At 36.1% G+C, this 26,131-nt stretch carries 25 protein-coding genes and 2 pseudogenes; 2 read left to right on the top strand and 25 right to left on the bottom strand.

Features of this window, described 5'->3' with window-relative positions:
• Nucleotides 1–69 precede the first annotated feature (69 nt).
• From GZ63_RS0109475 to smc, 6 genes are all read right to left on the bottom strand, one after another.
• A complete protein-coding gene (locus GZ63_RS0109475; protein WP_029268944.1) occupies nucleotides 70–297 on the bottom strand; it encodes a KH domain-containing protein in 228 nt (75 codons plus the stop codon).
• Nucleotides 298–314: 17 nt separating this feature from the next.
• Nucleotides 315–584, bottom strand: coding sequence for a 30S ribosomal protein S16 (rpsP, locus tag GZ63_RS0109470; protein ID WP_029268942.1), 270 nt, complete (start codon nucleotides 582–584; stop codon nucleotides 315–317).
• A 126-nt stretch (nucleotides 585–710) separates the two neighbouring features.
• Complete coding sequence (gene ffh / locus GZ63_RS0109465) at nucleotides 711–2,054, bottom strand: signal recognition particle protein (RefSeq protein WP_029268941.1); 1,344 nt, start codon at nucleotides 2,052–2,054, stop codon at nucleotides 711–713.
• 13 nt (nucleotides 2,055–2,067) lie between these two features.
• Nucleotides 2,068–2,394 (bottom strand): putative DNA-binding protein, encoded by a 327-nt coding sequence (locus GZ63_RS0109460; protein ID WP_029268939.1) that lies wholly within the window; start codon nucleotides 2,392–2,394, stop codon nucleotides 2,068–2,070.
• A 126-nt stretch (nucleotides 2,395–2,520) separates the two neighbouring features.
• The gene (gene ftsY / locus GZ63_RS0109455) at nucleotides 2,521–3,510 is read right to left on the bottom strand and encodes a signal recognition particle-docking protein FtsY (protein ID WP_029268937.1); all 990 of its coding nucleotides are present in this window, start codon (nucleotides 3,508–3,510) and stop codon (nucleotides 2,521–2,523) included.
• Nucleotides 3,511–3,557: 47 nt separating this feature from the next.
• On the bottom strand, nucleotides 3,558–7,124 hold the full coding sequence (gene smc, locus GZ63_RS0109450; protein WP_029268936.1) for a chromosome segregation protein SMC: 3,567 nt from the start codon (nucleotides 7,122–7,124) through the stop codon (nucleotides 3,558–3,560).
• A 176-nt stretch (nucleotides 7,125–7,300) separates the two neighbouring features.
• Between smc and GZ63_RS0109445 the strand changes: the two genes are divergently transcribed.
• Nucleotides 7,301–7,525: a DUF1128 domain-containing protein gene (locus GZ63_RS0109445; protein WP_029268934.1), complete on the top strand. Its 225-nt coding sequence runs from the start codon at nucleotides 7,301–7,303 to the stop codon at nucleotides 7,523–7,525.
• A gap of 99 nt (nucleotides 7,526–7,624) precedes the next feature.
• Here GZ63_RS0109445 and rnc read toward each other — a convergent pair whose 3' ends face one another.
• The 11 genes and pseudogenes from rnc to GZ63_RS0109390 form a co-directional block, all read right to left on the bottom strand.
• Nucleotides 7,625–8,308, bottom strand: a complete 684-nt coding sequence (gene rnc, locus GZ63_RS0109440) for a ribonuclease III (RefSeq protein ID WP_029268932.1) — start codon at nucleotides 8,306–8,308, stop codon at nucleotides 7,625–7,627.
• A gap of 69 nt (nucleotides 8,309–8,377) precedes the next feature.
• Nucleotides 8,378–8,614, bottom strand: coding sequence for an acyl carrier protein (acpP, locus tag GZ63_RS0109435; protein WP_029268930.1), 237 nt, complete (start codon nucleotides 8,612–8,614; stop codon nucleotides 8,378–8,380).
• Between the two features lie 99 nt (nucleotides 8,615–8,713).
• Nucleotides 8,714–9,454 (bottom strand): 3-oxoacyl-[acyl-carrier-protein] reductase, encoded by a 741-nt coding sequence (gene fabG / locus GZ63_RS0109430; RefSeq protein WP_029268928.1) that lies wholly within the window; start codon nucleotides 9,452–9,454, stop codon nucleotides 8,714–8,716.
• Entirely contained in the window at nucleotides 9,454–10,398 is a 945-nt protein-coding gene (gene fabD, locus GZ63_RS0109425; RefSeq protein ID WP_029268927.1) for an ACP S-malonyltransferase, read from the bottom strand. Before fabD ends, fabG begins: the two co-directional genes overlap by 1 nt.
• A pseudogene (gene plsX, locus GZ63_RS16595) lies at nucleotides 10,398–11,403 on the bottom strand (phosphate acyltransferase PlsX). The gene fabD and the pseudogene plsX overlap by 1 nt, the downstream one beginning before the upstream one ends.
• A complete protein-coding gene (fapR, locus tag GZ63_RS0109415) occupies nucleotides 11,387–11,980 on the bottom strand; it encodes a transcription factor FapR (RefSeq protein WP_029268925.1) in 594 nt (197 codons plus the stop codon). Before fapR ends, plsX begins: the two are co-directional and overlap by 17 nt.
• Nucleotides 11,981–12,106: 126 nt before the next feature.
• Nucleotides 12,107–14,140 carry an ATP-dependent DNA helicase RecG gene (gene recG / locus GZ63_RS0109410; protein ID WP_029268922.1) on the bottom strand — a complete coding sequence of 678 codons (2,034 nt, stop codon included), beginning with the start codon at nucleotides 14,138–14,140 and terminating at the stop codon, nucleotides 12,107–12,109.
• A 61-nt stretch (nucleotides 14,141–14,201) separates the two neighbouring features.
• Entirely contained in the window at nucleotides 14,202–15,095 is an 894-nt protein-coding gene (sdaAA, locus tag GZ63_RS0109405; protein ID WP_029268920.1) for an L-serine ammonia-lyase, iron-sulfur-dependent, subunit alpha, read from the bottom strand.
• A gap of 22 nt (nucleotides 15,096–15,117) precedes the next feature.
• Nucleotides 15,118–15,779, bottom strand: a pseudogene (gene sdaAB, locus GZ63_RS16590) (L-serine ammonia-lyase, iron-sulfur-dependent subunit beta).
• 235 nt (nucleotides 15,780–16,014) lie between these two features.
• The gene (locus GZ63_RS0109395) at nucleotides 16,015–17,676 is read right to left on the bottom strand and encodes a DAK2 domain-containing protein (protein WP_029268918.1); all 1,662 of its coding nucleotides are present in this window, start codon (nucleotides 17,674–17,676) and stop codon (nucleotides 16,015–16,017) included.
• A gap of 107 nt (nucleotides 17,677–17,783) precedes the next feature.
• Complete coding sequence (locus GZ63_RS0109390; RefSeq protein ID WP_029268916.1) at nucleotides 17,784–18,146, bottom strand: Asp23/Gls24 family envelope stress response protein; 363 nt, start codon at nucleotides 18,144–18,146, stop codon at nucleotides 17,784–17,786.
• A 238-nt stretch (nucleotides 18,147–18,384) separates the two neighbouring features.
• On the opposite strand from GZ63_RS0109390, the gene rpmB reads away from it, so the two are divergent.
• A complete protein-coding gene (rpmB, locus tag GZ63_RS0109385) occupies nucleotides 18,385–18,573 on the top strand; it encodes a 50S ribosomal protein L28 (RefSeq protein WP_029268914.1) in 189 nt (62 codons plus the stop codon).
• A 147-nt stretch (nucleotides 18,574–18,720) separates the two neighbouring features.
• Here rpmB and spoVM read toward each other — a convergent pair whose 3' ends face one another.
• The 8 genes from spoVM to GZ63_RS0109345 all read right to left on the bottom strand — a co-directional run bounded on the left by spoVM (nucleotide 18,721) and on the right by GZ63_RS0109345 (nucleotide 26,070).
• Nucleotides 18,721–18,804, bottom strand: coding sequence for a stage V sporulation protein SpoVM (gene spoVM, locus GZ63_RS16585; protein ID WP_038221134.1), 84 nt, complete (start codon nucleotides 18,802–18,804; stop codon nucleotides 18,721–18,723).
• A 207-nt stretch (nucleotides 18,805–19,011) separates the two neighbouring features.
• Nucleotides 19,012–19,665, bottom strand: coding sequence for a ribulose-phosphate 3-epimerase (rpe, locus tag GZ63_RS0109375; RefSeq protein ID WP_029268912.1), 654 nt, complete (start codon nucleotides 19,663–19,665; stop codon nucleotides 19,012–19,014).
• Between the two features lie 3 nt (nucleotides 19,666–19,668).
• Entirely contained in the window at nucleotides 19,669–20,550 is an 882-nt protein-coding gene (gene rsgA / locus GZ63_RS0109370) for a ribosome small subunit-dependent GTPase A (RefSeq protein ID WP_029268910.1), read from the bottom strand.
• Nucleotides 20,551–22,560, bottom strand: a complete 2,010-nt coding sequence (pknB, locus tag GZ63_RS0109365; RefSeq protein ID WP_029268908.1) for a Stk1 family PASTA domain-containing Ser/Thr kinase — start codon at nucleotides 22,558–22,560, stop codon at nucleotides 20,551–20,553. It lies immediately after the preceding gene.
• Nucleotides 22,554–23,318, bottom strand: coding sequence for a Stp1/IreP family PP2C-type Ser/Thr phosphatase (locus tag GZ63_RS0109360; protein ID WP_029268907.1), 765 nt, complete (start codon nucleotides 23,316–23,318; stop codon nucleotides 22,554–22,556). Before GZ63_RS0109360 ends, pknB begins: the two co-directional genes overlap by 7 nt.
• 86 nt (nucleotides 23,319–23,404) lie before the next feature.
• The gene (rsmB, locus tag GZ63_RS0109355; protein ID WP_029268905.1) at nucleotides 23,405–24,781 is read right to left on the bottom strand and encodes a 16S rRNA (cytosine(967)-C(5))-methyltransferase RsmB; all 1,377 of its coding nucleotides are present in this window, start codon (nucleotides 24,779–24,781) and stop codon (nucleotides 23,405–23,407) included.
• Between the two features lies 1 nt (nucleotide 24,782).
• Nucleotides 24,783–25,727: a methionyl-tRNA formyltransferase gene (gene fmt, locus GZ63_RS0109350; protein WP_029268903.1), complete on the bottom strand. Its 945-nt coding sequence runs from the start codon at nucleotides 25,725–25,727 to the stop codon at nucleotides 24,783–24,785.
• A gap of 16 nt (nucleotides 25,728–25,743) precedes the next feature.
• A complete protein-coding gene (locus GZ63_RS0109345; protein ID WP_156947714.1) occupies nucleotides 25,744–26,070 on the bottom strand; it encodes a hypothetical protein in 327 nt (108 codons plus the stop codon).
• Nucleotides 26,071–26,131 lie beyond the last annotated feature (61 nt).

Below are 26,131 nucleotides of genomic sequence, written 5' to 3'. Positions count from 1 at the left end.
AATATTTAACAGGTACATGTACAGAGATTATAAATAATTGTAAAAAAGGAAAGGGTACCCTTTCCTTTTTTACATAATGTCTAAATAAATGCGTTTTGTTGAATCAGACTTAGCTGCATAAACAACTGTGCGGATTGCTTTGGCAATACGTCCATTTTTGCCGATCACCTTTCCAACATCATTCTGATGTACAGTAAGATGATAGACGACTTTCGTATCTTCTTCTTTTTCCCTCACATGAACATCTTCCGGGTGATCGACAAGTGGTTTTACAATTGATTCAATTAGGGCTTTCATGAGATCACACTACTTTACTATTGGTTTTTCTGATCGTGGAATTTTTTCATGATGCCTTCTTTTGAAAATAGATTGCGAACAGTATCACTTGGTTTAGCTCCGTTAGTCATCCAGTTAAGTGCTTTTTCTTCATCTATTTTAACTTCAACTGGCTTTACCACAGGGTTGTATGTTCCGATTTGCTCAATAGAACGACCATCACGTGGTGAACGAGAATCAGCTACAACGATACGATAAAATGGGTTTCTTTTTGATCCCATACGTTTTAAGCGAATTTTAACAGCCATTGTTTGCACCTCCAAATAAAATGTTTTCACAAGTGTAGATTTTAACAGAAACTCTTTTGTCTGTAAAGTGTTTTCCCATTACATGATATTTCATAAAACGTTAAGTAGGTTTATACATTATTCTTGTTACATAAAAGGAAATTTCATTCCTTTTCCTTTTTTTCCTTTTTGCATATTGGTCATTTGTTTCATCATTTTCTTCATTTCATCAAATTGTTTTAATAGGCGATTTACTTGAGAAACCGATGTCCCTGAACCTTTAGCTATGCGTTTTTTACGGCTTGCGTTCATAAGACTTGGGTCTTGCCGTTCTTTCTTCGTCATCGATTGAATAATTGCTTCAACATGTACGATTTGTTTCTCATCCAGTTTTGCATTCTTCAATCCTTTCATTTTGTTAGCACCCGGAATCATAGCCATTAAATCATCTAAGGGCCCCATATTCTTTACTTGTCCCATTTGCTCTAAGAAATCATCGAAAGTAAAGGACATGGTTCGCATTTTTTCTTCCAATTCTTTAGCTTGCTTTTCATCAACATTTGTCTGAGCTTTTTCGATTAGTGTTAACACATCACCCATTCCTAGAATTCTAGAAGCCATTCTTTCTGGATGAAATGCTTCTAACTGATCCAGTTTTTCACCCATTCCGGCAAATTTAATAGGTTTATCTGTCACTGCCTTAATCGAAAGAGCAGCTCCACCGCGCGTATCCCCGTCCAGCTTCGTAAGGATTACACCCGATAAATCAAGTTGTTCATTAAAACTTTCGGCAACATTAACAGCATCCTGTCCTGTCATTGCATCCACAACTAAAAATATTTCATCAGGTTTGACGGAAGATTTAATTTCTTCCAATTCTTCCATTAGCTCATTGTCTACATGAAGTCGCCCTGCTGTATCGATAATAACATAATCGTTATGTTCTGCTTTAGCTTGTTCAATTGCCTTCGTAGCAATTTCAACAGGGTTAGCCTTTGTACCCATGGAGAAAACAGGCATATTTAGCTGCTCTCCAAGCGTTTCTAATTGGTTTACTGCTGCAGGCCGATAAACATCACAAGCAACCAAAAGGGGTGAACGATTATGTTTCTTCCGTAAATGATTTGCTAATTTACCAGTAGTAGTTGTTTTACCTGCACCTTGCAAGCCGGTCATCATAATGACAGTCGGAGGCCGGTCAGCAACAGCTATTTTACTTTGCTCTCCCCCCATTAATGCCGTTAGCTCGTCTTGTACTACTTTGATTACTTGTTGACCGGGAGTTAAGCTTTCCATAACCTCCTGGCCTACAGCACGTTCTTTTATACGGTTTATTAAGTTTTTTACTACTTTAAAATTAACATCCGCCTCCAGCAAGGCAAGGCGAACTTCTCGTGTCATTTCTTTAACGTCTTGTTCGGAAACCTTCCCTTTACCAGTAATCTTTTTTATTGTACTTTGTAAACGGTCGGCTAATCCTTCAAATGCCATAGAAGGTATCCCCCTAATCTAATTCTTTTAATGCATGAATCATTTTTATAAGCTTATTGCTTTTTGTTTCGTAAACGGCTTTTTCCAGCTTATCTAGAATTGCCATCCGTTGTTGAAATTTTTCATATAAGTTCAGCTTCTTTTCATAGGATACAAGCATCGTTTCTGTTCGTTTCAGATTATCATACACAGCTTGCCTTGAAACCTTAGTTATATCACTTATTTCACCTAAAGAATAATCCTCTAAATAATACATTTCCATGTAATTCCGTTGTTTCGGGGTTAGTAGTGTCTGATAGAAATCAAACAGGTAATTAATATATGTTGTTTTTTCAAGCAAATAACCACCCCTTGTTAAGTGAAACACCTTTACAGTTAATGATAACGAAAGACTATAATTATTGCAAGTCTGTTTTTATTTTTACCACTAACATATTTACATTTTTTATTCAATGTCTATACAATTTTATTCCTGTAACATATCAGCAAATAGCCCGTAAACAAATGCATGAGCATCGAATTCCTGTAAATCTCCTACTTGTTCCCCAAGACCTACATATTTTACAGGTATGTTTAATTCATGGCGGATAGCCAAAACAATTCCACCTTTAGCAGTTCCGTCAAGCTTTGTTAATACGATTCCTGAAACATTGGTAGCTTCTGAAAATGTCTTTGCTTGACTTAATGCATTTTGTCCAGTTGTAGCATCTAGGACAAGCAACACTTCATGCGGTGCACCTGGTACTTCCCGCTCAATAACTCGATTAACTTTGGAAAGTTCATTCATTAAATTTACTTTATTCTGTAATCTGCCTGCTGTATCACAAATCAATACGTCGGCTTTACGGGATTTTGCAGCTTTAATACCATCAAAAATAACTGCCGCCGGATCACTCCCTGCACTTTGCTTAATAACGTCAACTTCTGCGCGTTTCCCCCATTCTTCCAATTGTTCAATAGCCCCGGCACGAAAGGTGTCGCCTGCTGCTAAGACAACACGTTTCCCTTCTTGTTTAAACTGATATGCCATTTTTCCAATAGAAGTAGTTTTCCCTACCCCGTTTACACCAACAACGAGAATAATGGTTAATTCATCGTTTTGGATATTCATTGATTCAATTTGATCGCTATCTTCACCATAATAAATTTCCACTAATTTTTCAGAAATAACTTCCTTCATTTTATCGGTTTCTTTAATATTTTGTCGTTTTACTTCCATTTTTAATTCATCAATTAAATCCATAACGGTCGTAACGCCCACATCAGCAGATATAAGTATGTCCTCAAGTTCCTCAAAGAAATCTTCGTCTACGCTTCGATATCGAGCAAGTAAATTATTAATTTTGCTGGAAAATGACGTTCTTGTCTTTTCCATCCCCTCTTTATACTTTTTTGTTACCTTTTCTTCTTCTTTATTTTGTTTAAATTTATCTTTTAATTTTTTCATGAAACTCATATTCTGTCTTTCCCTTCTTTATTAATATCAGTATTCTTTATCTATTATCAGGCTTTCACTAATTTGTCCGTATCTTCCAGCTTGACCGAAACTAATCGGGATACGCCTGATTCCTGCATGGTAACCCCATATAAAACATCCGCTTCTTCCATTGTACCTTTACGATGTGTAATAACAATAAATTGTGTATGTCCACTGTACATCTTTATATATTTTCCAAATCGTACGACATTTGCTTCATCTAATGCAGCTTCCACTTCATCTAGTATACAAAAAGGTACTGGTCTAACACGGAGAATAGCAAATAACAGCGCTATTGCTGTCAGTGCTCTTTCTCCCCCCGACAATAAGCCAAGGTGTTTCAGTTTTTTTCCCGGAGGCTGAGCAACGATATCGACCCCAGTATCAAGCAGATTATTAGGATCTGTTAATTTTAACTCTGCAGAACCACCGCCAAATAACTCCTGAAATACAATTGAAAATTCAACTTGAATTTGTGTAAACGTTTCTCCGAAGAGTCTTTGCATTTCTTCATCCATTTCTCCAATCACAGCATACAATGTTTCTTTCGCATCTACTAAATCTTCCCTTTGTTCTTCTAAGAAAGTATAACGTTCTGAGATACGCTCATACTCTTCAATTGCCCCAAGGTTTACAGTTCCCAGCCGTTCGATAGAATGTTTAAGTTTTCTTACATTGTTTTTTGACTTATCTGTATCCAATGCTTTTTCATATTTTTGTTTTGCTCTCTCATAAGTTATTGTATACTCTGATTGCAAATGGGATAAACGGTTTTCCAATTCAACATCCAAGCGATTAGATTTTACCTCGTTTTGTTGAATCACTTCCATGATTTTCTCATGGATTTTACTCTCTTCTTTTAATTCTCTCTCCTGATCTTGTATGAGTTGCGTTCGTTCTAGCCGTTCTGAGCGTATTTGTTGAATCTGATTTGTTGTTTTTTCTTTTTCCTCTTTTTTGGATTGAATCATCATATCAATCTCTTCTTCCGTTTCCTTCATTTCTTCCAAGGATAACAACTTTTTTAAATCAGATTCATATTTTCCAAATTGCTCTTCTGATTCACTCAATTGTTTGCGCACTGTGCTTGTTTTTTCACGCTGATTTTTAACACGCTCTTCCTGTTCTGCTAAGGATATTTGCACTTGATGATATTCTTGCTTTAACTGTTCTTGGTTCTCCTTAAAATCCGCTTTTTGGTCAGTAAGCATATTAATTTGTTCTTGCACTTGATTAATTCGATGTGTTATTTCACTTAAGTCTTTAGTAAGTCTTTCATCTCGTATTTCTAAATCCTCACGATCCTTATCAAATTGCTTTTTATCTTGATCATATAACGCTAAACTATCATTTAATGAAGCAAGTTTTAATTGTAATTCACTACTTTGAGTCCGGATATCCTGTAGTTTCTCCCTATTCGTATCGAGTATTTTTTCTGTTTGCTTAAGCACTTGTTCCTTATCATTTATTTCCTGCTTTTGTTTTTCTATATCCTTTTCGAAGTCTTTTATTTTCTTTTGAAATTCTTTTAATTTGTGAATGGTTTCCTGTAAGTCATTCTCTCTCGTAAATAAAGATTGATTCGTTTTTGCACGTGTACCGCCTGACATTGAGCCGCCAGGATTAACAACATCCCCTTCCAGGGTAACAATCCGGTATCTACGCATGAGCCTTTTTGCAATTGCATTTGCATCTTGCAGTGTTTTAGCGACCACTACGTTCCCCATCAAATGATTTACAACTGGCTGATAACTTTCATTCGTTCTAATCATATGGGCAGCAATCCCTATAAAACCAGGATGATTTTCAACAGTCTGTAATGCTTCTTTTTTTAAAAATCTTGGTTGCACAGATCTTAATGGCAAAAAGGTCGCTCGGCCATTTTTTGTTTTCTTTAACCACGAAATGGCTTCACGTGCAGCTTGATCATCATTAACTACAATATATTGCGTTTGTCCGCCTAATATTGTTTCAATTGCTGTTATATAGGTTTTTGGTACATCAATTAGCTCAATAACAGCGCCATGGATATTTTTTAAAGTTCTCCTGTCACGCGCCTTAAGAATTGCTTTAACGCCCTGATAAAAGCCTTGAAACTCAGTTTTCATTTCTTCAAGCATTTCTTTTTTTGATTTTAGCTTTTCAATATATTGATAGCCTTTATATAGCTTTTTTTGTGACTCTTGAAATGAATTTCGTTCAATTTCTAGTTCTTTTTTCAATTGTTGAATGGTTGCTTCATTTTCAAGGCACTTGTTTTCTGTTTTAGAAAACAAAAGTTCTACTTCTTTCTGTTGTTCTGTTAGGCTTTCTCTTAATGGTATAAAGTCTTGAAATTTTTTTGTTTGCTGATCTTTTTTCCTTTTTATTTGTTGTAATTGTTGTTGTATTGATTGTTTTTCATTTCGTTTTGCTGCTTGTTCATTGAGGTATTCAATGTAATCTGACTTTAGTTCTTCTATTTGTTCGGAAATATTCTCTTTTTGCACAGTTAATTTATTTTTTAATTGATTCAGTTGTTCTTTTGCCTTGTTTCTTTCCATTTGTAACATATCTAATTTATTTTTCTCTTGTGAAAGTAATTGTTTACGTTTTTCGATGAGAGTTGTGGTTTCATTTTTTTGCAAAATGAGTTTTTCTTTGTTCTCAGAAAAGTGTTTTAGCTGCTCATTAAATACTTGTTTCTTTCCTTCATATTGCTCTAATTTTTGCGTAATTGTTAAAAGAGAAGTCTGTAACGCTTCGATCCTATTATCTAAGTATTGTATATCCTGTCGTTTCTTTTCCAGACTTGCCTCGTGTTGTTGAATCATCGTTTTCTTCTCGATTTCCGACTCTTTATCCTTTTCCAATTCAGCTAATAGATTTTGCCATCTTTCATAAAGTTGTTCTATTTCTGTAATAAGTAGTGCTATTTCTTCTTGTTTTAATCTCTCTTTTAGCTTTTTATATTCTTTTGCTGATTGTGCTTGTTCATATAATGGACCAATTTGCTGTTCTATTTCATAAATAATATCTTCAATTCGATTTAAATTTTCCTGGGTTTCTGATAATTTATACTCGGCTTTCTTTTTACGCTGTTTATATTTCAAAACCCCTGCAGCTTCTTCAAAAATAATGCGGCGTTCTTCCGACTTTGAACTAAGAATTTCTTCTACCTTACCTTGACTGATAATTGAAAACGCCTCTCTGCCAAGACCGGAATCCATAAATAAATCGACGATATCTTTTAATCGGCAGGCTTGTTTGTTTATATAGAACTCACTTTCGCCAGATCGATACACCCGGCGTGTAACACTCACTTCTTCATAGTCAAGAGGTAGCTTATGATCACTGTTATCAAGCAATAATGTAACCTCTGCTATATTTAAAGCATTTCTTGTTTCACTACCTTGGAATATAATATCTTCCATTTTGGAGCCACGTATCGATTTCGCCGACTGCTCACCCAATACCCAGCGAACGGCATCGGTTATATTACTTTTCCCACTTCCATTTGGGCCTACGACTGCTGTAACACCTGGAACAAAATGAACAGAAATTCGTTCAGCAAAAGATTTAAAGCCCACACTTTCTAACCGTTTTAAATACATTACCATTTCTCCTACTTGAAAGAATTAAATAAACCAATTCTAAATAGTCAAAAATTACTTGGATTTTTACCGCATTTATTTTATCATAAAGATAGGAACAATAGAAGCTAGCATAAATGGCATTAGTCTTATACGTAATAATTGATTTATGCTATCGTGAAATCAGAGGTGTGCATATGGATTTAGACAAACCGTCAAAAGATAATTTAAAGTTCATCTTAAACGAATTGGCCGATCATTTAACGATCGCGAATCGTGCTATAATGGATCCTGATGACTATGATTTAAACAAATATGAGGATCTTAAATTTATGTACGATGTGGTTAAACAAAAAGGACAGCTAAGTGTTTCAGAATCACAAGCTTTTGTTGAGGAGTTGCGGGCTGTTCGAAAAAATTAATAATATGTCAATAAAAAAGGGGATGGTATTTTTATAGCTACCTCCCCAAGTAAGCTAGTGAATTTATCCCCAGAGGATGTCACCATCGCTAGCTTATTTTTATTCACTAAATGTATCTAATGCATTTTTAGCCGCTCGCTGCTCAGCCTCTTTCTTTGTCCTACCAATGCCTACTTCATAGGATTTTTCGTTTATTTTCACTTGCGCAATAAATTCTTTATCGTGGGAAGGCCCTTTTTCATCGATAATGAGATAATCTATCCTTTGATTTTTGTATTGTTGGACCAATTCCTGCAGTTGACTTTTATAATCCATCGCATGCGAAAAAGCACCAGTCGTAATTTTCGGAAAAACATGCTCATCCATGAATTTTAATACCTGCCCAAATCCTTGATCAATATATAATGCTCCGAGGAAAGACTCGAACACGTCTGCAAGAAGGGCGGACCGGTCACGTCCTCCGGTTTGTTCCTCTCCTTTGCCCAGCAAAATATGCTCTCCAAATTGTAAATCTCGGGCAAAATTTGCCAATGAGGCTTCACAAACAATGGATGCTCTTAATTTTGTCATTTCACCTTCAGGCATATGAATATGTTTTTTATATAAGTATTGCGAAACACTTAATTCCAATACAGCGTCTCCCAAAAATTCAAGCCGTTCATTATCCGAAAATGTATCCTCCCGATGCTCATTCACATAGGATGAATGTGTAAATGCTTGTTTTAATAATACTCGATCATGAAAGACGATATCAAGCTGCTTTTCTATTTGTATAACATTCATTCTATGCACCCTTTTTTGAACAACATTATATAGGAAAGCCTCGCATTATGCGAGACTTTTCTATTATCATTAAGATTGAGTACTGTCTATGTAATTCACAGCATCACCAACAGTGTTTATTTTTTCCGCTTCTTCATCAGCAATTTCCATATCAAACTCATCTTCTAATTCCATAACTAGTTCTACAACATCTAATGAGTCAGCTTCAAGATCATCTTTAAATGATGCTTCCATTGTTACTTTTTCTTCTTCGACATCAAGTTGTTCTACAATAATCTTTTTTACACGATCAAAAACTTCTGCCATCCTATTTCACCTCCTTTTAGGTAGTATAAAATATTTCATCTATTATTTCCACACCCGAATGAATTAATCCTATTATAGATAGTTCAGGTGAGAATTCCATCACATAACCATTCCGCCATCTATATGAATGGTTTGACCTGTAATATAATTAGCATCATCAGAAGCTAAAAAGCGAACAGTTTTAGCAACATCTTCTGCTGAACCTAATTTAGCAAGTGGTATCATGGATAGCATGCTTTCCTTTTGTTCTTTAGTGAGTTCATCCGTCATATCTGTTGAAATAAAACCTGGAGCCACCGCATTCACATGAATGTTGCGCGAAGCTAATTCTTTAGCTGTGGATTTAGTTAATCCAATAACACCTGCTTTGGCTGCGACATAATTTGCTTGTCCAGGGTTTCCGCTGACACCAACAATAGATGAAACATTAATAATTTTTCCAGCTTTTTGTTTCATCATTTGTCTCGTTACTGCTTTCGTACATAAGAAAACACCTTTTAGGTTAATATTAATAACCTGATCAAATTCTTCCGGTTTCATACGCATTAATAAATTATCTTTGGTAACTCCCGCATTGTTTACCAATATATCCATCGTACCAAATTGCCCGATTACTTCCTTCACCATCTTCTTCACATCTGATTCATCAGCCACATTCGCTTTCACTTTAAAAGATTTCACGCCCATATTTTCTATTTCTTCTACAACAGCTTGAGCTTTATCTTCACTTCCTGCATAGTTTACAGCTACATTCGCTCCTTGCTTGGCTAATTCTAGGGCAATTGCCCTGCCAATCCCACGAGAAGAGCCAGTAACTAAAGCATTTTTCCCCTTTAACATTAGGAATCTTCCTCCTTATACCAATCAATAAACTTTTTCATTGATCCCGGATCCTGAATTGAAAAAGTTGGCATTTTACGATCAATTTTTCTAACTAACCCACTCAAAACTTTCCCATTACCTACCTCAACAAAAGCATCTACACCTGCTTTAATCATATGACGGATTGAATCTTCAAAGCGTACAGGAGAGTATAATTGTTTAATTAATAGCTCCTTTATTTCGCTGCTTTTCGTAACTGGTGCAGCAGATACATTGGCATACACAGGTATGTTAGCATCATCAACTACAGTGTTTTTTAAATATGTTCCAAATTCTTCATTGGCTGATTTCATTAACCTGGAATGGAATGGTCCGCTTACATTTAAAGGTAAAACACGCTTTGCACCGTTTTCTTTTAAAATTTTTCCCGCTTGTTCTAATCCTTCTTTTGTACCCGATATAACAATTTGCCCAGGGCAGTTCAAATTAGCAATATCGACAACTTCATCAGTAGCTAATTTTTTGAGTGCTGATTTGATATCTTCCTCCCCTAAGCCCAGAACCGCAGCCATTGATCCTTGTCCTTTTGGAAAAGCTTCTTCCATTAATTTACCCCTGGTAGCTACAAGAGGTAAAGCTGCATCTAAAGTAATCGATCCTGAAGCAACCAATGCACTATACTCACCTAAGCTATGCCCCACAGTCATAGCTGGTTTAATTCCCTCTTTCATAAGTAAGGTATGAATGGCCGTACTTGCTAACAGTAATGCTGGCTGCGCATTTTCTGTCTCTGTTAGCAATTCTTCTGGTCCTTCAAACATAAGCGCTCTAATATCTTTGTTTAAAACATTGTTAGCTTGTTCATAAAGCTTCTGAACTTCAGGATATTCATCATAAAATAATTTCCCCATACCAACTGCTTGTGATCCCTGACCTGGGAACATAAAAGCAATATGTTTCATTAATACCCCTCCTTATCCAAATCAATTGATAAAACTGTTGATTCAATAGTTTCCGTTACATTATACTCCACCATGTGGCAGGCTTGTTTAATGGCATTAAAAATGGCTCGGCCTTTTGACGATCCATGTGCTTTAATAACAGGAGCAGCTAGTCCAAATAGACCTGCCCCACCGTATTCTGAATAGTCTAATTTACCGCTCAGTTCTTTTAAGTCCTTTTTGGCTAAACCTGCGGCTATTTTTGTCTTCACGGATGACGTAAAAGTTTTTTTAAGCATGGAAAACACTGTCATAGCTGTCCCCTCAATGGTTTTTAGTGCTATATTTCCACTAAATCCATCTGTTACAACTACGTCTGCTGCTCCACTTAATAAATCTCTTGCTTCTACATTTCCAATAAAATGGATTGGTGCATTTTTTAGTTGAGTAAATGCCTTTTTTGTGAGATCATTTCCTTTTCCATCTTCTGTTCCTACATTTAACAACCCTACTGTCGGATTTGGAATGGAACGTACTTTTTCCGTATAAATGGAGCCCATGATCGCATATTGAATCAAATGATGAGCCTTTGCATCTACGTTTGCTCCAACATCTAGCAGCAAAAATCCCTTTCCATCTATGGTTGGTAAGGTTGGACTTAATGCGGGCCGATCAATACCAGGTGTTCTGCCAACCCCAAATAGTCCCGCACTCATTAATGCTCCTGTATTACCCGCTGAAATACAGGCATCGGCTCTTTTCTCCTTAACCTCTTTTGCCATTAATACAAGCGATGCATTTTTTTTTACGGCGTACGGCCCGTACAGGTTCATCTTCTCCTGTGATTACTTCATCTGTATGAATAATAGTTATATTTTTATCATTTATTAAATATGGTTTTATTTTATTTTCATCACCGATTAATGTAATATGTAAGTCCTTCATTTGGGATATAGCACGCATCGCACCTGCTACAATTTCTTTAGGTGCATTGTCGCCTCCCATAGCATCAATCGCTATTCTCATTTATAATTTCCCCTTTTTGTTCGGTTGAACGATACATACAAAATAAACCAGTAAAAACTTTTTCATTATCAACAAAACTATTTACCCGAACATCGGTCAAGCCTTTCTCACTTGTTCCTTCTACAGTTGCTTTAGCTACAACACGCTCCCCTTGTTTTACTTGACGTGTGAATTTAAGTTCAGACTTTGCTGTCAGTGCTAATTCATCATTAATGACTGCAACAGCAAGTGAGTTGGCTTGTGCAAATAAGTGATGTCCACGAGCTATCTTATTTCTGGAGAAGACATGCTCAGGCTTGACTTCTAAAATTGATATCGCTCGCTTGTCCAATTCCAAATCAATAATTTCTCCGATCACTTCTTCTAAAGGTAAAGCTTTAACTGTTTCATTCCATTGATCTGTTGCAACTGATTTAATTCTCTCGCGCAGTTCAGGGATAGCAAGTTCCATTCTATCAAGACGTATCGTTTGGATACTTACACTAAATTTTTTTGCTAGCGCTTCATCTGTGATAAAAGGTGTTTGTTCGATTGTATCTTTTAATAATTGCTGACGTTCAGCCTTTGTTCTTTTCATTCTGACAGGCACCATCCACTCCGCTTATCCTTTAAGGTTAGTTCAATCAACTGCTATTTCACCTTTTTATTACTTGGTACTAATAGTAATATATAATACCAACTATAATTATGCAAGTGATGTTTTTTAATCAAGTTTATCAGTAAAAATAGTGTTCTCTTCTATATCATTTTTCAGATCAATATAATCATCATCTTCTTCAAGCAAATTATTTTCAATAATTTCCTGAGCGTCATTTCGAGCAGTTTCTAACGCACGATAATCATGAATCATATCTGCTACTTTAAATTCTGGCAGTCCACTCTGTTTCTTACCAAAAAAGTCTCCAGGGCCGCGTAATTTTAAATCCTGTTCTGCTAAATCAAAGCCATTATTTGTTTCTGACATAATACGCATTCGTTCTTTTCCTATTTCTCCTTTTGGATCAGCGACTAAAATGCAATAGCTTTGTTTATCTCCTCTTCCAACTCTGCCTCTTAGTTGGTGTAATTGGGAGAGTCCAAATCTCTCTGCGTCATAGATTACCATAATGGTAGCATTTGGAACATTCACCCCAACTTCAACAACAGTTGTCGAAACAAGTATTTGAATTTCATTCTCAGCAAATTGCTTCATGACTTGCTCTTTCTCATTTGCAGGCAGTCTACCATGAAGAAGCCCGATGTTCACCTCGGGTGGATAAAATGCTTCTAATTGATGATACAAATCAACAGCATTTTGAATATCAAGCTTATCTGACTCTTCAATAAGCGGACAAATAATATATGCCTGCTCTCCAGACAAAATTTGCTTTGCAATAAATCGTAATACACGATCAAGCATATTTTCTTTAATCCAATACGTTTTTACTTCTTTTCTTCCTGTAGGCAATTCATCAATAACAGATACATCCATATCACCGAAGGCAGTTATTGCTAAAGTACGTGGAATAGGTGTAGCAGTCATAAACAGGACATCTGGGTGCAGGCCTTTATCTCGTAATGTACGACGCTGTTCTACACCAAATCGATGCTGTTCATCCACAATCACAAAGCCCAAATCATTAAAATAAACATCATCTTGAATTAATGCATGTGTTCCTATTACAATTTGTACCTCATGGTCTTCAATCGCTTTTACGATTTCACTTCGTTTTTTTCCCTTCGTTGAGCCTGTCAGTAATGCTATTTCAGCTTGATCTCCAAACAGTTCAGTTAAAGATTGGAAATGCTGCTCTGCTAATATTTCCGTAGGTACCATCAAAGCCCCTTGCTTACCAGCAGTTATTGCCCCATAGAGACAGATTGCTGCTACAGCTGTTTTTCCAGAGCCTACATCGCCTTGTAATAGCCGATTCATTCTAAAAGGAGATTTCATGTCAGCTAATATTTGGTTTAATGACTTTTTCTGAGCTTTTGTTAATGAAAATGGTAGCTGGGTTATAAAGGTTCGAATTTTCAACGGGTCATAGTGCTGGGCATTTCCATTTGTTTCCTCCCTTTTTATTTTACGCAACAATTGCATTTTAAGTTGGAATAATAAAAACTCTTCATATATAAATCTCCTTCGAGCGTGCTTTAGAACAATTCTGCTAGACGGAAAGTGCATCGCCCATAGCGCTTCCTTTTTAGAAGGAAGTTTGTATGCATTCCTATAACTCGATGGCAACAATTCCTTTATTTCATTTTCATAAGTCAGTAGTGTACGTTGAATGAGTTTTTGCAACTTTTTATTTGTGATATTTCCTTTTAATGAGTAGATTGGCTGAATTTTTGTTTGTTCTTCAGCTAAACCTTTCTTATATGAATTTACTGTAATTTGTAATCGATGTGCATCCCATTTACCAGTTAATGTAATCATGTCACCTGCATTAATTTGTTTTTTTGCAAATGCTCGATTAAACATCACAGCCTTTATAGCTACATTTTCTACCTGCACTGTAAAGGAAAGTCTTGATTTTTTCCTTCCATAAAAAGTAAGGGAAGGTTCATAAACAACCTTCCCTTCAATGGTTACTTTATCTTCGTGAATTAACTCATTAAGTGGTTTAATTTCAAGAACGTCATAACGATAGGGCAAATAGTAAATTAAATCTGCAATCGTATTAATTTTCATAGCCGCTAAATCGCTGGCCATTTTTTCCCCTATCCCTTTTAGGTTTGTTACGGGATCTGCTAGCAATTTAACTCACTCTTTCTATAAATAAAGTTAATATATACATGATTGGTAGACATGTGAAAAATTATTCTTTAGCAGCTTTTTGTACATCCATTCCAAATATTTTTTCCTTCAAGAATCGGCCAGTTGGAGTATCAGCTAATCCCCCTTCACCGGTTTCACGAAGTGTAGAAGGCATTGTCTGACCAATACGGTACATGGCCCCTATTACTTCATCGCATGGTATTCTACTTGTGACACCAGCAAGTGCCATGTCAGCAGAAACAATTGCTAACGAGGATCCTCCTGCATTCCTTTTCACGCACGGGACCTCTACAAGTCCTGCTACTGGGTCACAGACAAGACCAAGCATATTTTTCAGTGTCATCGCAAAAGCCTCTGCCGATTGCTGGGGTGTTCCACCTGCCATCTCCACAATAGCTGCTGATGCCATCGCTCCTGCTGACCCAACTTCCGCCTGACATCCACCTGCAGCTCCGGAAATAAATGAGTTGTTTGCAACAACAAATCCAAAAGCACCTGCTGTAAAAAGATAACGTACCATTTGTTCACGTGTAGGATTTAATTGGTTTTTTACAGCAAATAATGTTCCAGGTACACATCCCGCACTTCCTGCAGTAGGTGTAGCGCAAATTGTTCCCATCGCAGCATTAACTTCGTTCGTTCCCATCGCTTTGCTTACAGCATCTAAAAGCAGATGACCTGACAATGGTGTTTTTTCATTCAGATAGTTTTGAATTAATACAGCATCGCCTCCTGTTAAGCCAGTTACTGACTTTACACCTTTCAAACTTTCTTCTATTGCATTTTCCATAATATCTAAATTCTTTTCCATGTCATTAAATACTTCTTCACGCGTCTTTTCTTTAACATCCATTTCTTGCCTAATCATTACTTCTGAAATAAAGATGTTGTCTTTTTCCGCCGCCTCTACTAATTCGGCTACCGTTCGAAACATATTATATTTTACTCCTTTTTGTTTAGCTAACAATTTTAGCTATTTGATTGATATGTTGAGCATCTTCTAGCTCACGCAGAATCGGGTCTTCCACATTTTGGTCAACTTCTATAACCATTAAAGCTTCTTTTCCGACGTCTTTTCGATTTACTTCCATATGACCAATATTGATTTCATGCTTTGCTAAAATCTTGGTAACTGAGGCGATAGCACCGTAGCGATCATTATGCATAATTAAGATTGCTGGATGGTTCCCGGATAAGCGTAATGCAAACCCATTTAATTCTGTTATTTCTACTTTTCCGCCTCCAATCGATATGCCGATAAGTTCTAATGTATCTGTATCATTTCCAATAATAAGACGTGCGGTATTAGGATGATCGACAGCTGACGGGTCTTCAATAAATTCTATATTTATTCCTTTCTCTTTAGCGGTATCCAATGATTTACTCATCCGGGGATCATCCGTTTCATAACCTAATAATCCTCCGATCAAAGCGAAATCTGTACCGTGTCCTTTATACGTTTTCGCAAAGGATTCATAAAGGTGAATCTTTGCCCATGTAGCTCCAAACCAAATAGGTTACGGGCCGCCTTTCCAATTCTTGCAGCACCTGCAGTATGTGAACTGGATGGACCAATCATGACTGGACCAATGATGTCAAATACTGAATTAAATTTCATATGAGCGCCTCCCCCTATGTTATATAAACGTGTATTCTCTATAATTAAGTATAACAAAAAAAGATATAATTATCATTTATAAAAATATTATTTTTTGAAAAGTCTATATTTTCATGCAAAAGTGATTTTTCAGCAAAAAAAGAGTACCTTTAAGAAAGTACCCTTCCCCCTTTTTATCGTATGAATTTATATAGAGTGTGGAGAAAAACGTGTTCTCCTCGAATTTTCATTCTTTTTATTCTACTGAAAATATATAGGAATAAATTGGCTGGTTTCCTTGATGAACCTCTATTTCTATTTCTTCATATACATCTTCTATATGTTCAACTAGAGATTTTCTATCTTCATCGCTTACATCATCACCCTGCAAAATTGTCAGTATTTCATCATCTTCTGTTATCATTTCTTTTAATAGTAACTTTACAGTCTCTGTTTTATCTTTATGTGTTACTTTAATTTTGCCTTCTGCGATCCCCATGAAATTTCCTTTTTCAATAGCAATTCCATCAACCTGTGTATCACGGATAGCATAGGTAACCTGTCCGCTTTTCACATGTTTGCTCGCTTCCTTCATAGATTCTTTATTCGTTAGTAGATCCGCTTCAGGGTGAAAAGCAAGAATTGCACTTATCCCCTGTGGAATTGTTTTCGTTGAAACAACTTGTACATTTTCTTCTGCTAATTCTGCGGCTTGCTCAGCAGCCATAATAATATTCTTGTTATTAGGTAAAATTAAAATATTACTGGCGTTAGCTTTTTTAATAGCATCCGCTATATCCTGTGTACTTGGATTCATCGTTTGACCGCCCTCAATCACGACAGAAGCTCCAAGACTCTCAAAAAGATTTTTTAAACCATTTCCCATTGCAACGGTTACGATTGCATACTTCCCTTTTTTCTCTGCTTTAGTATTCTCGTTTCCACCAACAATTGCTGTATGCTGCTCACGCATATTTTCAATCTTCATATTAATTAAACTTCCGTATTGTTGCCCTAGTGTTAAGACTGATCCCGGATATTCGGAATGAATGTGTACTTTAACAACATCATCGTCAGAAACAACTAACAATGAATCCCCATGCTTACTTAGCTCGTTTCTAAATTCTTCTTCATGAAAAGGGTATTCCTTTATTTTTTCATCCTCAAACTTTACCATAAATTCGGTACAATAACCATATTCAATTTCAGAGGTATCCATAAAATCCTGCGCTATTTTATGATGTTCTGCATTTACCATTTCGCTGATATCAATTTCGGAAGCATCTTGTTCTGGAAGCTCCTCCCCTTTTAAAACAGCTAAGAATCCTTCATAAATTGTTACTAGACCTTGCCCTCCAGAATCAACTACCCCTACTTCCTTTAAAACTGGTAATAAATCCGGCGTACGTTTTAAAGATGTTTTTGCTTCGGAAACTACTTTCTCCAATAATAAAAGGATATCTTTTTCTTGTTTTGCTTCATTAACAGCAATTTTGGCAGCATCTTTTGCAACTGTTAAAATAGTACCTTCCACAGGTTTCATAACTGCTTTATATGCCGTTTTGACACCATTATCCAAAGCATTAGCTAAATCCATTGCAGTAGCTGTTTGTTTTTGTTCCATTCCTTTAGCGAATCCTCGAAAGAGCTGTGATAATATAACACCTGAATTACCTCTTGCCCCCATTAACAATCCCTTAGAAAAGGCTTGAGCTACCTCGGACACATGATCGCTATTCACATTTTTTACTTCCTTCGCTCCGGAAGTCATCGATAAATTCATATTCGTTCCTGTATCACCATCAGGTACAGGGAATACGTTTAAAGCATCTATTTTCTTGGCGTTATTTTTTAAATGGTTCGCTCCTGAGAGCACCATCCGTGTAAAAGTTACGCCATCTAACTCTTGTAACTTCACTATATTTCCTCCTTCATTATGCTGGAAAAAGTCTGGTTATATTACCCCAGTCTTACCATTATGAACCTTTCTAAATGTATGTACAAAAGAGTACAAAAAAGCAAAGGTTAATCCTTTGCCACACGAACTCCTTGAATATAAATATTAACTGAGTCGATTGATAATCCTAATGACTGGCTTAGTGTATATTTAACTTGTGATTGAACATTGTGAGCTACTTCAGATATTTTAGTCCCATAACTAACAATAATATACATATCAATATGGAGATGATTTTCTTCCTGCCTTACAATTACACCACGGGAATAATTTTCCTTTCGTAATATCTCTGCGATTCCATCCCTAATTTGATTTTTAGATGCCATTCCAACAATTCCATAACATTCAACAGCTGCCCCACCGGCAATCGTAGCGATCACTTCATTGGTAATCGTCACGTGACCATCATTTGTATTAAGTTCAATGGACATTCGTATCCTCCTTTAATACCCAATTATAAAAATATATTACTACATACACTGCGATTTTAAAAGTAATGTTCCCTTTTTGTTTTTCCATTATAAACAATGGCTGATTTATTGTGTTCTGTCAATATATTTACATTTTTTATAACCACCTTTATAACTAAAAATAAATTGCATTCTTTCTCTAGTTATGATAAATTATACTAGTATTAAAATGACACATGTTGGAGTAGGAGGGATTAATATGTCTAGAAAATGTGTTATTACTGGACGTCAATCACGCACAGGAAACCAACGCTCTCACGCAATGAATGCTAATAAACGTTCTTGGAAAGCTAACGTACAAAAAGTACGTATTATGGTAGATGGCAAGCCTAAACGTGTTTATGTTTCCGCACGTGCCTTAAAATCGGGTAAAGTTAAACGTGTATAATAATATGAAATTAAAGCACCTATTGCTATCATAGGTGCTTTTTAAATGGAATAAACGTATATATCTATACAGAAGACTTTTCCCTTTGCATGATTCTTCGAGGTAAAAAAAAGCTTCTGCCATATTATTGACAAAAGCTTACTTACATTATTTATCTTTTTTAAAAACGCTAATAACACCTCGAACCATTCCACCAATAAACCTTGGGAGTTTAATAGTATAAAATTTCATGAGTTCGCCCTCCTCTAATTCAAACACACTTACATTGGAATCGCATAAAAATTTGCATAACGACTCTTTATTAGTAATAATATGCCTTTATTGCTAGAAAAAGTACCATTATTTAAAAGAAGCTTGTTTGAATCCGCAGCGTACCCTTTCAGAAGTGGGTTCTGATGGAACGAATAAAGCTTAAGTAAAAGACTCCGATATATCCTATTACTTCGTTGCATTAATTATGTCTTTCATTGCTTGATGACGATCTGATCGATTAAAAACTGCACTTCCTGCTACCAGTATATCTGCACCTGCATCGATACATAATTTCGCAGTTTTTGTATTGACTCCGCCATCTACTTCAATATCATAAGAGTAATTAAATTTTTCCCTCCAGGATGCGATTTGCTTAATTTTGTCGATTGTCTGATAAATAAATGACTGCCCTCCAAAGCCTGGATTAACTGTCATAATTAACACTAAGTCAATGTCATTTAAAATATCTTTAATCATTTCTGCAGGTGTTGCAGGATTAATTACAACACCTGCCTTTGCACCTGTACGCTTGATTAACTGAATTGTTCGATGTAGGTGTACACAAGCCTCTTGGTGCACCGTTATGATCGATGCCCCTGCATCGGCAAACATTTGAATATATTCATCAGGATTTTCAATCATTAAATGGACATCAAGCGGCAATTCTGTTACAGGTTTAATCGCCTCCACAATTAACGGCCCAATGGTTATATTTGGAACAAAGTGACCATCCATGACATCTACATGAATAAAATCAGCACCTCCTTTTTCAACATCTATTATCTCTTGTCCAAGTTTTGAAAAATCTGCTGATAAGATTGATGGGGCTAATTTTGTCATTGTTTAGTACCTCGGCTTTCTCGATTGTATTTCATTTAAAAAACTTAAGTAATGCTCATAACGATAGGTTTTAATTTTTCCAAGCTCCACAGCTTCCTTTATTGCACATTTCGGTTCCCGGTCGTGCAAACATCCTCTAAATTTACACTTTCCTTTTCTGCTTCTCATTTCCGGAAAACAGTCAGCTAAGTCCTGCATATTAATTTCATTAAAATCAAGTGAGCTAAATCCAGGTGTATCTGCTACCAGACCATCCCCCACTTCTACTAATTCAACATGTCTTGTTGTATGCTTCCCTCTTCCTAAACTTTCTGAGATGTCATCTGTTTTTATGAATAAAGAAGGGTTTAAAGCATTTAATAAGGATGATTTGCCAACTCCTGATTGGCCTGCTACAACTGATATTTTATTTTTAAAAAGATCAAATAAATAAGTTATTTCTTTTGGATCTCTAGTAGAGAACCATTCCACATGATAACCAATTTGTTTATACTCTTTTTGATACTTTTCTAAGATTTTCTTCTCTTCAGTTGAAGCAGCGTCGGCTTTAGTAATAAAAATAATTGGTTTGATGCTTTTATATTCTATTAAAACTAGGAACCGATCTAACAATAAAGGGTTGAATTCCGGTTTTACGGACGAACTAACAATGATAGCTTGATCGATATTTGCTACTGGAGGCCGCATTAGTTCATTTTTACGTGGTTTTACTTCAGTTATATACCCCTCATTGGGATCATTTATATCAAAGTTTACATAGTCTCCAACAAGTGGATGAATGCCTTTTTTGCGAAAAACTCCCCGGCCTCTGCATCGGTAAACAGTGTCCTCTGCCCTTACATAATAGAATCCGCTTAATGCTTTTATTATTTGTCCTTCCGTCATTTATTCACCCTCTTCATAACTTACTGTTTTGTTAATAACTACTTCGCCATCTCGCATCACTTTATATTCCGCATCCTCGTCTTCTTTAATCGTTAATGTAATCGTAAAATCCGTATCTTTCTTAATTTTTTCTTTTTGAAACACCTCTGATATATCATGATTCATATCATCGATAAAAATTTCAACGGTTTGCTCCTCTTTATCTTCTGAACCTTCCTCTTCACTCGGATTATAAGGAACATTAAATGTTACTTCATGAGAAACGGGCGGCTTTTCATCCGGGCCAAGTGAAAAATATACATCTACTGTAGAACCTTTTGTTATCTCTGTATCCGTCTCAGGTTTTTGGCGAATGACCTCCCCTTCAGGTATGCTTTCGGAGTTCTCTTCTTTTACATTCATGGTTAAGTTTTTACTGTCCAAATACTCTTTCGCTTCTTTTTCGGTCATTCCTTTCAGATTACTAAGCGTAACTAGTTCCGGACCATTACTAATTTCAAATATGACACTGGCTTCATCTGGTACTACCTCACTATCCGGGGATGGCTGAATTTGTGTTATTATCTCCCCGACAGGTTTATCTGAATGTTTTTCATATGCGATAATATCTTCATACCCTTTATCTTCCAGTAAACGCTTTACTTGATTAAAATCTCGTCCGACATAATCTTTAAAAACAACTTTTTCCTTTCCATCACTAACATAGATGGCCACGTTGGAATCTTCTTTTACTGTACGCCCTGCCTTGGGGTTTGTTTTAACTACAAGGTCTTCTTCTATTTGATCGGAATGAATAAATTCCTGTTCTGGATTTAAGTTGTGCTCCTCTAATTTCCGAGCTGCTTCTTCATACTCCATTTCCGTTACATCTGGGATAGCTACATCTTTCGGTTGCAACAGAGTTGGTATAATGAAAAACGCCGCGATTCCGATAATAAACAATACCGTTAAAATCGTTAAAAACGTTCTACGCTTTTTTCTCTTTGGCTTTTTTTTCGCCTTTTTTGATGCTTTTTTATCTTTTGCATCTTTCTGATCCTTTTTGATATTCAAGGTTTTTCCGTTTGTTTGATGAATGATCGTCTCTTCATTATTATTTTCTTGGAATTGATCATTGGTAATAATAGGAATTGCCTTCGTCTCTTCTCCAGCTTCCTTGGGAGGCTTATATATCGCTTCATTTAATTTGCTTGGGTCTAATGCGGTATCTAGTGCCTCATCCATCTCATATACCGTTTCATATCGATGAAATGGATCTTTAGCCGTTGCCTGTAGCACAATATTTTCAACACTTTGTGGTACATTTTGATTAAAACGTCTGATGGATGGTGTATCATTTTGTAAATGCTTTAGGGCGATAGATACAGGCGTTTCGCCCGAAAATGGCAATCTTCCAGTTAATAATTCATATAAAACAATACCAAGCGAATAGATATCCGACTTCTTTGTGGCCATCCCTCCCCGCGCTTGCTCAGGAGATAAATAATGAACGGAACCTAATATAGAGTTCGTTTGTGTCAATGCCGTTGCACTTAAAGCGATAGCTATACCGAAATCCGTAACTTTGACTTGTCCATATGTATCAATTAATATATTTTGAGGTTTTATGTCACGATGTACAATATCGTTGGCATGTGCATGTGCGATCGCATCTGTAATTTGTTTCATAATATCTAGTGCCCTTTGCACCTCAAGTGGTCCATAGCGCTGTATGTATTCCTTTAATGTCATTCCATCTACATATTCCATTACCATGTATAAGATGTGATTTTCTTCTCCAACATCATATATGTTTACTATGTTGGGGTGGGACAAACTTGTGGCTGATTGCGCTTCACGGTCAAATCTTGCTATGAATTCTACATCATTTGCATATTCTAACCGCAGTACTTTTATCGCTACATCTCTTTCTAGAATCTTATCTCTTGCTAAGTAGACGTTTGCCATCCCGCCGCCGCCGATTGTCGCTTTAATTAAATATCTTTCATTTAACAAGTGACCCTCTAACATGATGCATCACCACCTACTTCCTCTGAAGCAATATGGTCGACAATGATCAGAGAAATATTATCCTCTCCCCCTCGTTCATTGGCTAGTGCTATCATCTTATTCCCAACTTCTTCTATACCATGATTCAATTGGAGGAATTCTACGAGTTCATTATCTGAAAGCTTATTTGTTAAACCATCTGAACATAATAATAACTTATCTCCTACATTCCAACTAAAAGACTTTATATCAGCAGCGATATACTCTTCCGTACCTAAGGCTTTTAAAAGTACATTTTTCCGAGGATGGTTTTCAGCATCTTGCTCGGATATTTGGCCGGAGCGAATAAGCTCATTTACCAATGAATGGTCTTCAGTTATTTGGGCAAAACCATCTTCATTAAAAAGGTAGCACCTGCTATCTCCAATATGAGCAATGGTAACGAAATCATTTGAACAAACACTTACAACGATTGTAGTTCCCATGCCTTTACACTGTTTATCTAATTGGGCTTTCTCATAAATCGTTTTATTCATTTTCTGAATTGTTTCTTCCAGCCATTTTTCCGTATCCTCTGGCGTATTAAAATAATTGATGTTCTGCCATTTTTCTTGAATGATCGATGTTGCCATTTGACTCGCCACATCGCCAGCTTTATGTCCGCCCATTCCATCCGCAATAATAGCTAAAAATTGGCCATGGGGATTATCATACGTACCACCGGAATCCTCGTTATGACTTCTAATTTGACCACGATCAGTCAGGAATTTTCCCTTCATTCTTAATCACCCCTTTGGCAATTCGAGAAACGCGTGTTATATATTATACAATATTGCTTATAAAAAAACTTTTTAACCTTCGTATTTTACTTTTTTGCATTCAGAGTGGAATATGAACCCTTTCTGATTAACCGAACAAAAAAGAAACCATCAGTCTGGAATGTATGAGGAAACAACTGAATTCCCGTTTTTGTAATTCCTGGAGATTTTTTTATATCTTTTGGTAAATCTTCGATAAAAGAGGCATCTACTTCAAAATCTTTATGTTTTTCTAAAAAATTTTTAACGACATTTTCATTTTCTTCCACATCCACAGTACACGTACTATAAATTAGTAAACCGTCTTTTTTCAACAATGGGGCAACATGATCTAAAATATCAGCCTGAATTGCGGCTAGCTGATGGACATCTTTTTCCTGTTTATTATATTTTATATCCGGTTTTCCACGGATTACACCAAATCCTGAGCAAGGAGCATCAACTAAAATTCGGTCAAAAGATTCATCTGCATGGATATTTCGTAAATTCCTTGCATCTGCCTGTTGTGCATTTATATTTGTTAAATGGAGATCTGATGCTTTTTTATTGATTAATTTCACTTTATTTTTGTGAAGATCATACGCATAAACGCTTCCACTATTTTGCATTTTCTCTGCAATATGAGTTACTTTTCCTCCTGGTGCACTACAGGTATCCAATACATCCATAGATGGTTGTACTTTTAGCATTTCTGATACAAGCATAGAACTCTGATCCTGTACAGTAACATAACCTTTCTTAAATAAGTCCGTTTTCAAAATATTTCCTTGATCAACGATAATACCTTGCTCTGAAAAAAGAGAAGGTCTTACTTGAAATCCTAGCTCTTGTAAAGTACGCATCGCTTCCTCTCTTGAAATTTTCATCGGTTGAATACGAATAGACAACGGCTTTTTATTTAAGTTAGCTTTACACATTTCTTTCGTCACTTTATACCCGTAATGATGTAGCCATCTTTCAATAAGCCATTCCGGATGGCTTGTTTGAACTGCCAGACGCTTGACATCATTTTCTATCGAATCGGTTCTTGGAATCCCCTTTCGTTGTATATTCCGAAGAACCCCATTTACAAATGAAGCTGTCCCTTTATGCCCTCTTTGTTTTGCCATTTCTACAGCTTCATGAATAATGGCATGATCTGGTATACGATCCAGATATATCATTTGATAAAGAGACATCCTCAAAAGTATTTTCACCCATGACTGTATCTTTTGATTTGGCTTGATAAAGTTTTGTAAATAATAATCTAACGTTAGCTTTCGTTGCACCGTTCCATAAACAATTTCAGTTAAAAGCCCTTCATCTTTGGAATCCATTTTCTGCGCCTTTATTTCGTTATCAATAAGAAGATGACTAAAACTTTTATTTTTTTCTATTCGCAAAAGCAAATCAATGATTGTATTTCTAAGCTGGTATTTTTTCATATCAAGACCCCATTAAAGTATCTAGTTTAAATCTATCGCTAGCCCCTAGCAAATAATCGCTTACAGACATCCGTTTTTTACCTGCTGGCTGAATTTCCGTAATTCGGACTCCTTTTTGATTACCGCAAGCAACAATAAAATCCTTTCCGTCATTAATCCGTACAATTTCTCCCGGAGAAGCGTCATTATATGTTGTATGGTCCATTTCTCCCCACCAAATTTTCATCACTTTATTTTGATACGTTGTAAAAGCTACTGGCCAAGGATGTAATCCGCGTATTTGATTATATACTTCCTGATTACTCTTGTTCCAATCGATTTTTTCTTGCTCTCGTTTAATATTAGAAGCAAATGTAGCTTTTTCCTCATCCTGCTTTTTCGGAACAATTTCGTTTGCAAATAATGGCGGCAATGTTTTCATTAATAAATTTGCCCCTGTATGTGATAGCTTGTCATGTAAAGAACCAACATGATCATCTTCTTCAATTGCTACAGACTCTTGCATTAAAATGTCTCCGGCATCCAACTTTTCTGCCATGTACATAATTGTAATTCCTGTTTCCTTTTTTCCTTGGATAATAGCATAATGAATAGGTGCTCCCCCACGCAATTCGGGGAGATAGGATGCATGCACATTGATACAACCATACTTCGGCGCTTCTAATAATTCTTTCGGAAGTAATTGTCCATATGCTGCTGTAACAATTAAATCAGGGTTATATTCCATGATTTTTTCATATTCATTTGTTAGTTTTTCAGGTTGAAACACTGGTATTTTATGTTTTTCTGCTTCTATTTTAACAGGTGACGCAGTTAGTACTTTTTTTCTTCCTTTCGGTCGGTCAGGTTGTGTCACAACTAGCACAACTTCGTACTGAGATTGAACTAATTTTTGTAAAACAGGAACTGAAAAATCCGGAGTTCCCATGAAAACGACTTTTTTCATCTTTGCTCTTTCCTTTCTACATAAGTTGATAAGGCTGCATATCAACTGTAATGAGTAAATCTTCTTTACGAATATCTTCTGCAAATAAATCAATTATTTTTTTAATCAGTTTACGTAGTTTAGGTTCATCTCTGTATTTTATCATGCATTGATAGCGATATCTATCTTTGATCTTAGCAATTGGAGATGGTGTTGGACCTAGTATTACTGTATCTTGTTGAACTTTTTTTAATAGAATTTGGACGATTTGCTGCGTTGTTTGTATGACCTTCACTTTATTGGAATGAGAAACGGTTATTAATACTAAAAAAACATATGGAGGATATCGAAACGTTCTTCTCATACGCATTTCTTTTTTGATAAAAAGCATTTATAGTCATATTTACTAGCCAGTTCTATACTGT

It is taken from the genome of Virgibacillus alimentarius, assembly GCF_000709085.1.
Lineage (GTDB): Bacteria > Bacillota > Bacilli > Bacillales > Amphibacillaceae > Virgibacillus_B > Virgibacillus_B alimentarius.
This window is presented reverse-complemented; position numbering and strand designations above follow the sequence as displayed.

Coding starts and splice junctions, on each gene's coding strand:
- GZ63_RS0109475 (WP_029268944.1), bottom strand. CDS start 297: ATGAAAGCCCTAATTGAATCAATTGTAAAACCACTTGTCGATCACCCG.
- rpsP (WP_029268942.1), bottom strand. CDS start 584: ATGGCTGTTAAAATTCGCTTAAAACGTATGGGATCAAAAAGAAACCCA.
- ffh (WP_029268941.1), bottom strand. CDS start 2,054: ATGGCATTTGAAGGATTAGCCGACCGTTTACAAAGTACAATAAAAAAG.
- ftsY (WP_029268937.1), bottom strand. CDS start 3,510: ATGAGTTTCATGAAAAAATTAAAAGATAAATTTAAACAAAATAAAGAA.
- smc (WP_029268936.1), bottom strand. CDS start 7,124: ATGTATTTAAAACGGTTAGAAAGTGTGGGCTTTAAATCTTTTGCTGAA.
- GZ63_RS0109445 (WP_029268934.1), top strand. CDS start 7,301: ATGGATTTAGACAAACCGTCAAAAGATAATTTAAAGTTCATCTTAAAC.
- rnc (WP_029268932.1), bottom strand. CDS start 8,308: ATGAATGTTATACAAATAGAAAAGCAGCTTGATATCGTCTTTCATGAT.
- acpP (WP_029268930.1), bottom strand. CDS start 8,614: ATGGCAGAAGTTTTTGATCGTGTAAAAAAGATTATTGTAGAACAACTT.
- fabG (WP_029268928.1), bottom strand. CDS start 9,454: ATGTTAAAGGGGAAAAATGCTTTAGTTACTGGCTCTTCTCGTGGGATT.
- fabD (WP_029268927.1), bottom strand. CDS start 10,398: ATGAAACATATTGCTTTTATGTTCCCAGGTCAGGGATCACAAGCAGTT.
- fapR (WP_029268925.1), bottom strand. CDS start 11,980: ATGAAAAGAACAAAGGCTGAACGTCAGCAATTATTAAAAGATACAATC.
- sdaAA (WP_029268920.1), bottom strand. CDS start 15,095: ATGTTTCGAACGGTAGCCGAATTAGTAGAGGCGGCGGAAAAAGACAAC.
- GZ63_RS0109390 (WP_029268916.1), bottom strand. CDS start 18,146: ATGTCCATTGAACTTAATACAAATGATGGTCACGTGACGATTACCAAT.
- rpmB (WP_029268914.1), top strand. CDS start 18,385: ATGTCTAGAAAATGTGTTATTACTGGACGTCAATCACGCACAGGAAAC.
- spoVM (WP_038221134.1), bottom strand. CDS start 18,804: ATGAAATTTTATACTATTAAACTCCCAAGGTTTATTGGTGGAATGGTT.
- rpe (WP_029268912.1), bottom strand. CDS start 19,665: ATGACAAAATTAGCCCCATCAATCTTATCAGCAGATTTTTCAAAACTT.
- rsgA (WP_029268910.1), bottom strand. CDS start 20,550: ATGACGGAAGGACAAATAATAAAAGCATTAAGCGGATTCTATTATGTA.
- pknB (WP_029268908.1), bottom strand. CDS start 22,560: ATGTTAGAGGGTCACTTGTTAAATGAAAGATATTTAATTAAAGCGACA.
- GZ63_RS0109360 (WP_029268907.1), bottom strand. CDS start 23,318: ATGAAGGGAAAATTCCTGACTGATCGTGGTCAAATTAGAAGTCATAAC.
- rsmB (WP_029268905.1), bottom strand. CDS start 24,781: ATGAAAAAATACCAGCTTAGAAATACAATCATTGATTTGCTTTTGCGA.
- fmt (WP_029268903.1), bottom strand. CDS start 25,727: ATGAAAAAAGTCGTTTTCATGGGAACTCCGGATTTTTCAGTTCCTGTT.
- GZ63_RS0109345 (WP_156947714.1), bottom strand. CDS start 26,070: ATGAGAAGAACGTTTCGATATCCTCCATATGTTTTTTTAGTATTAATA.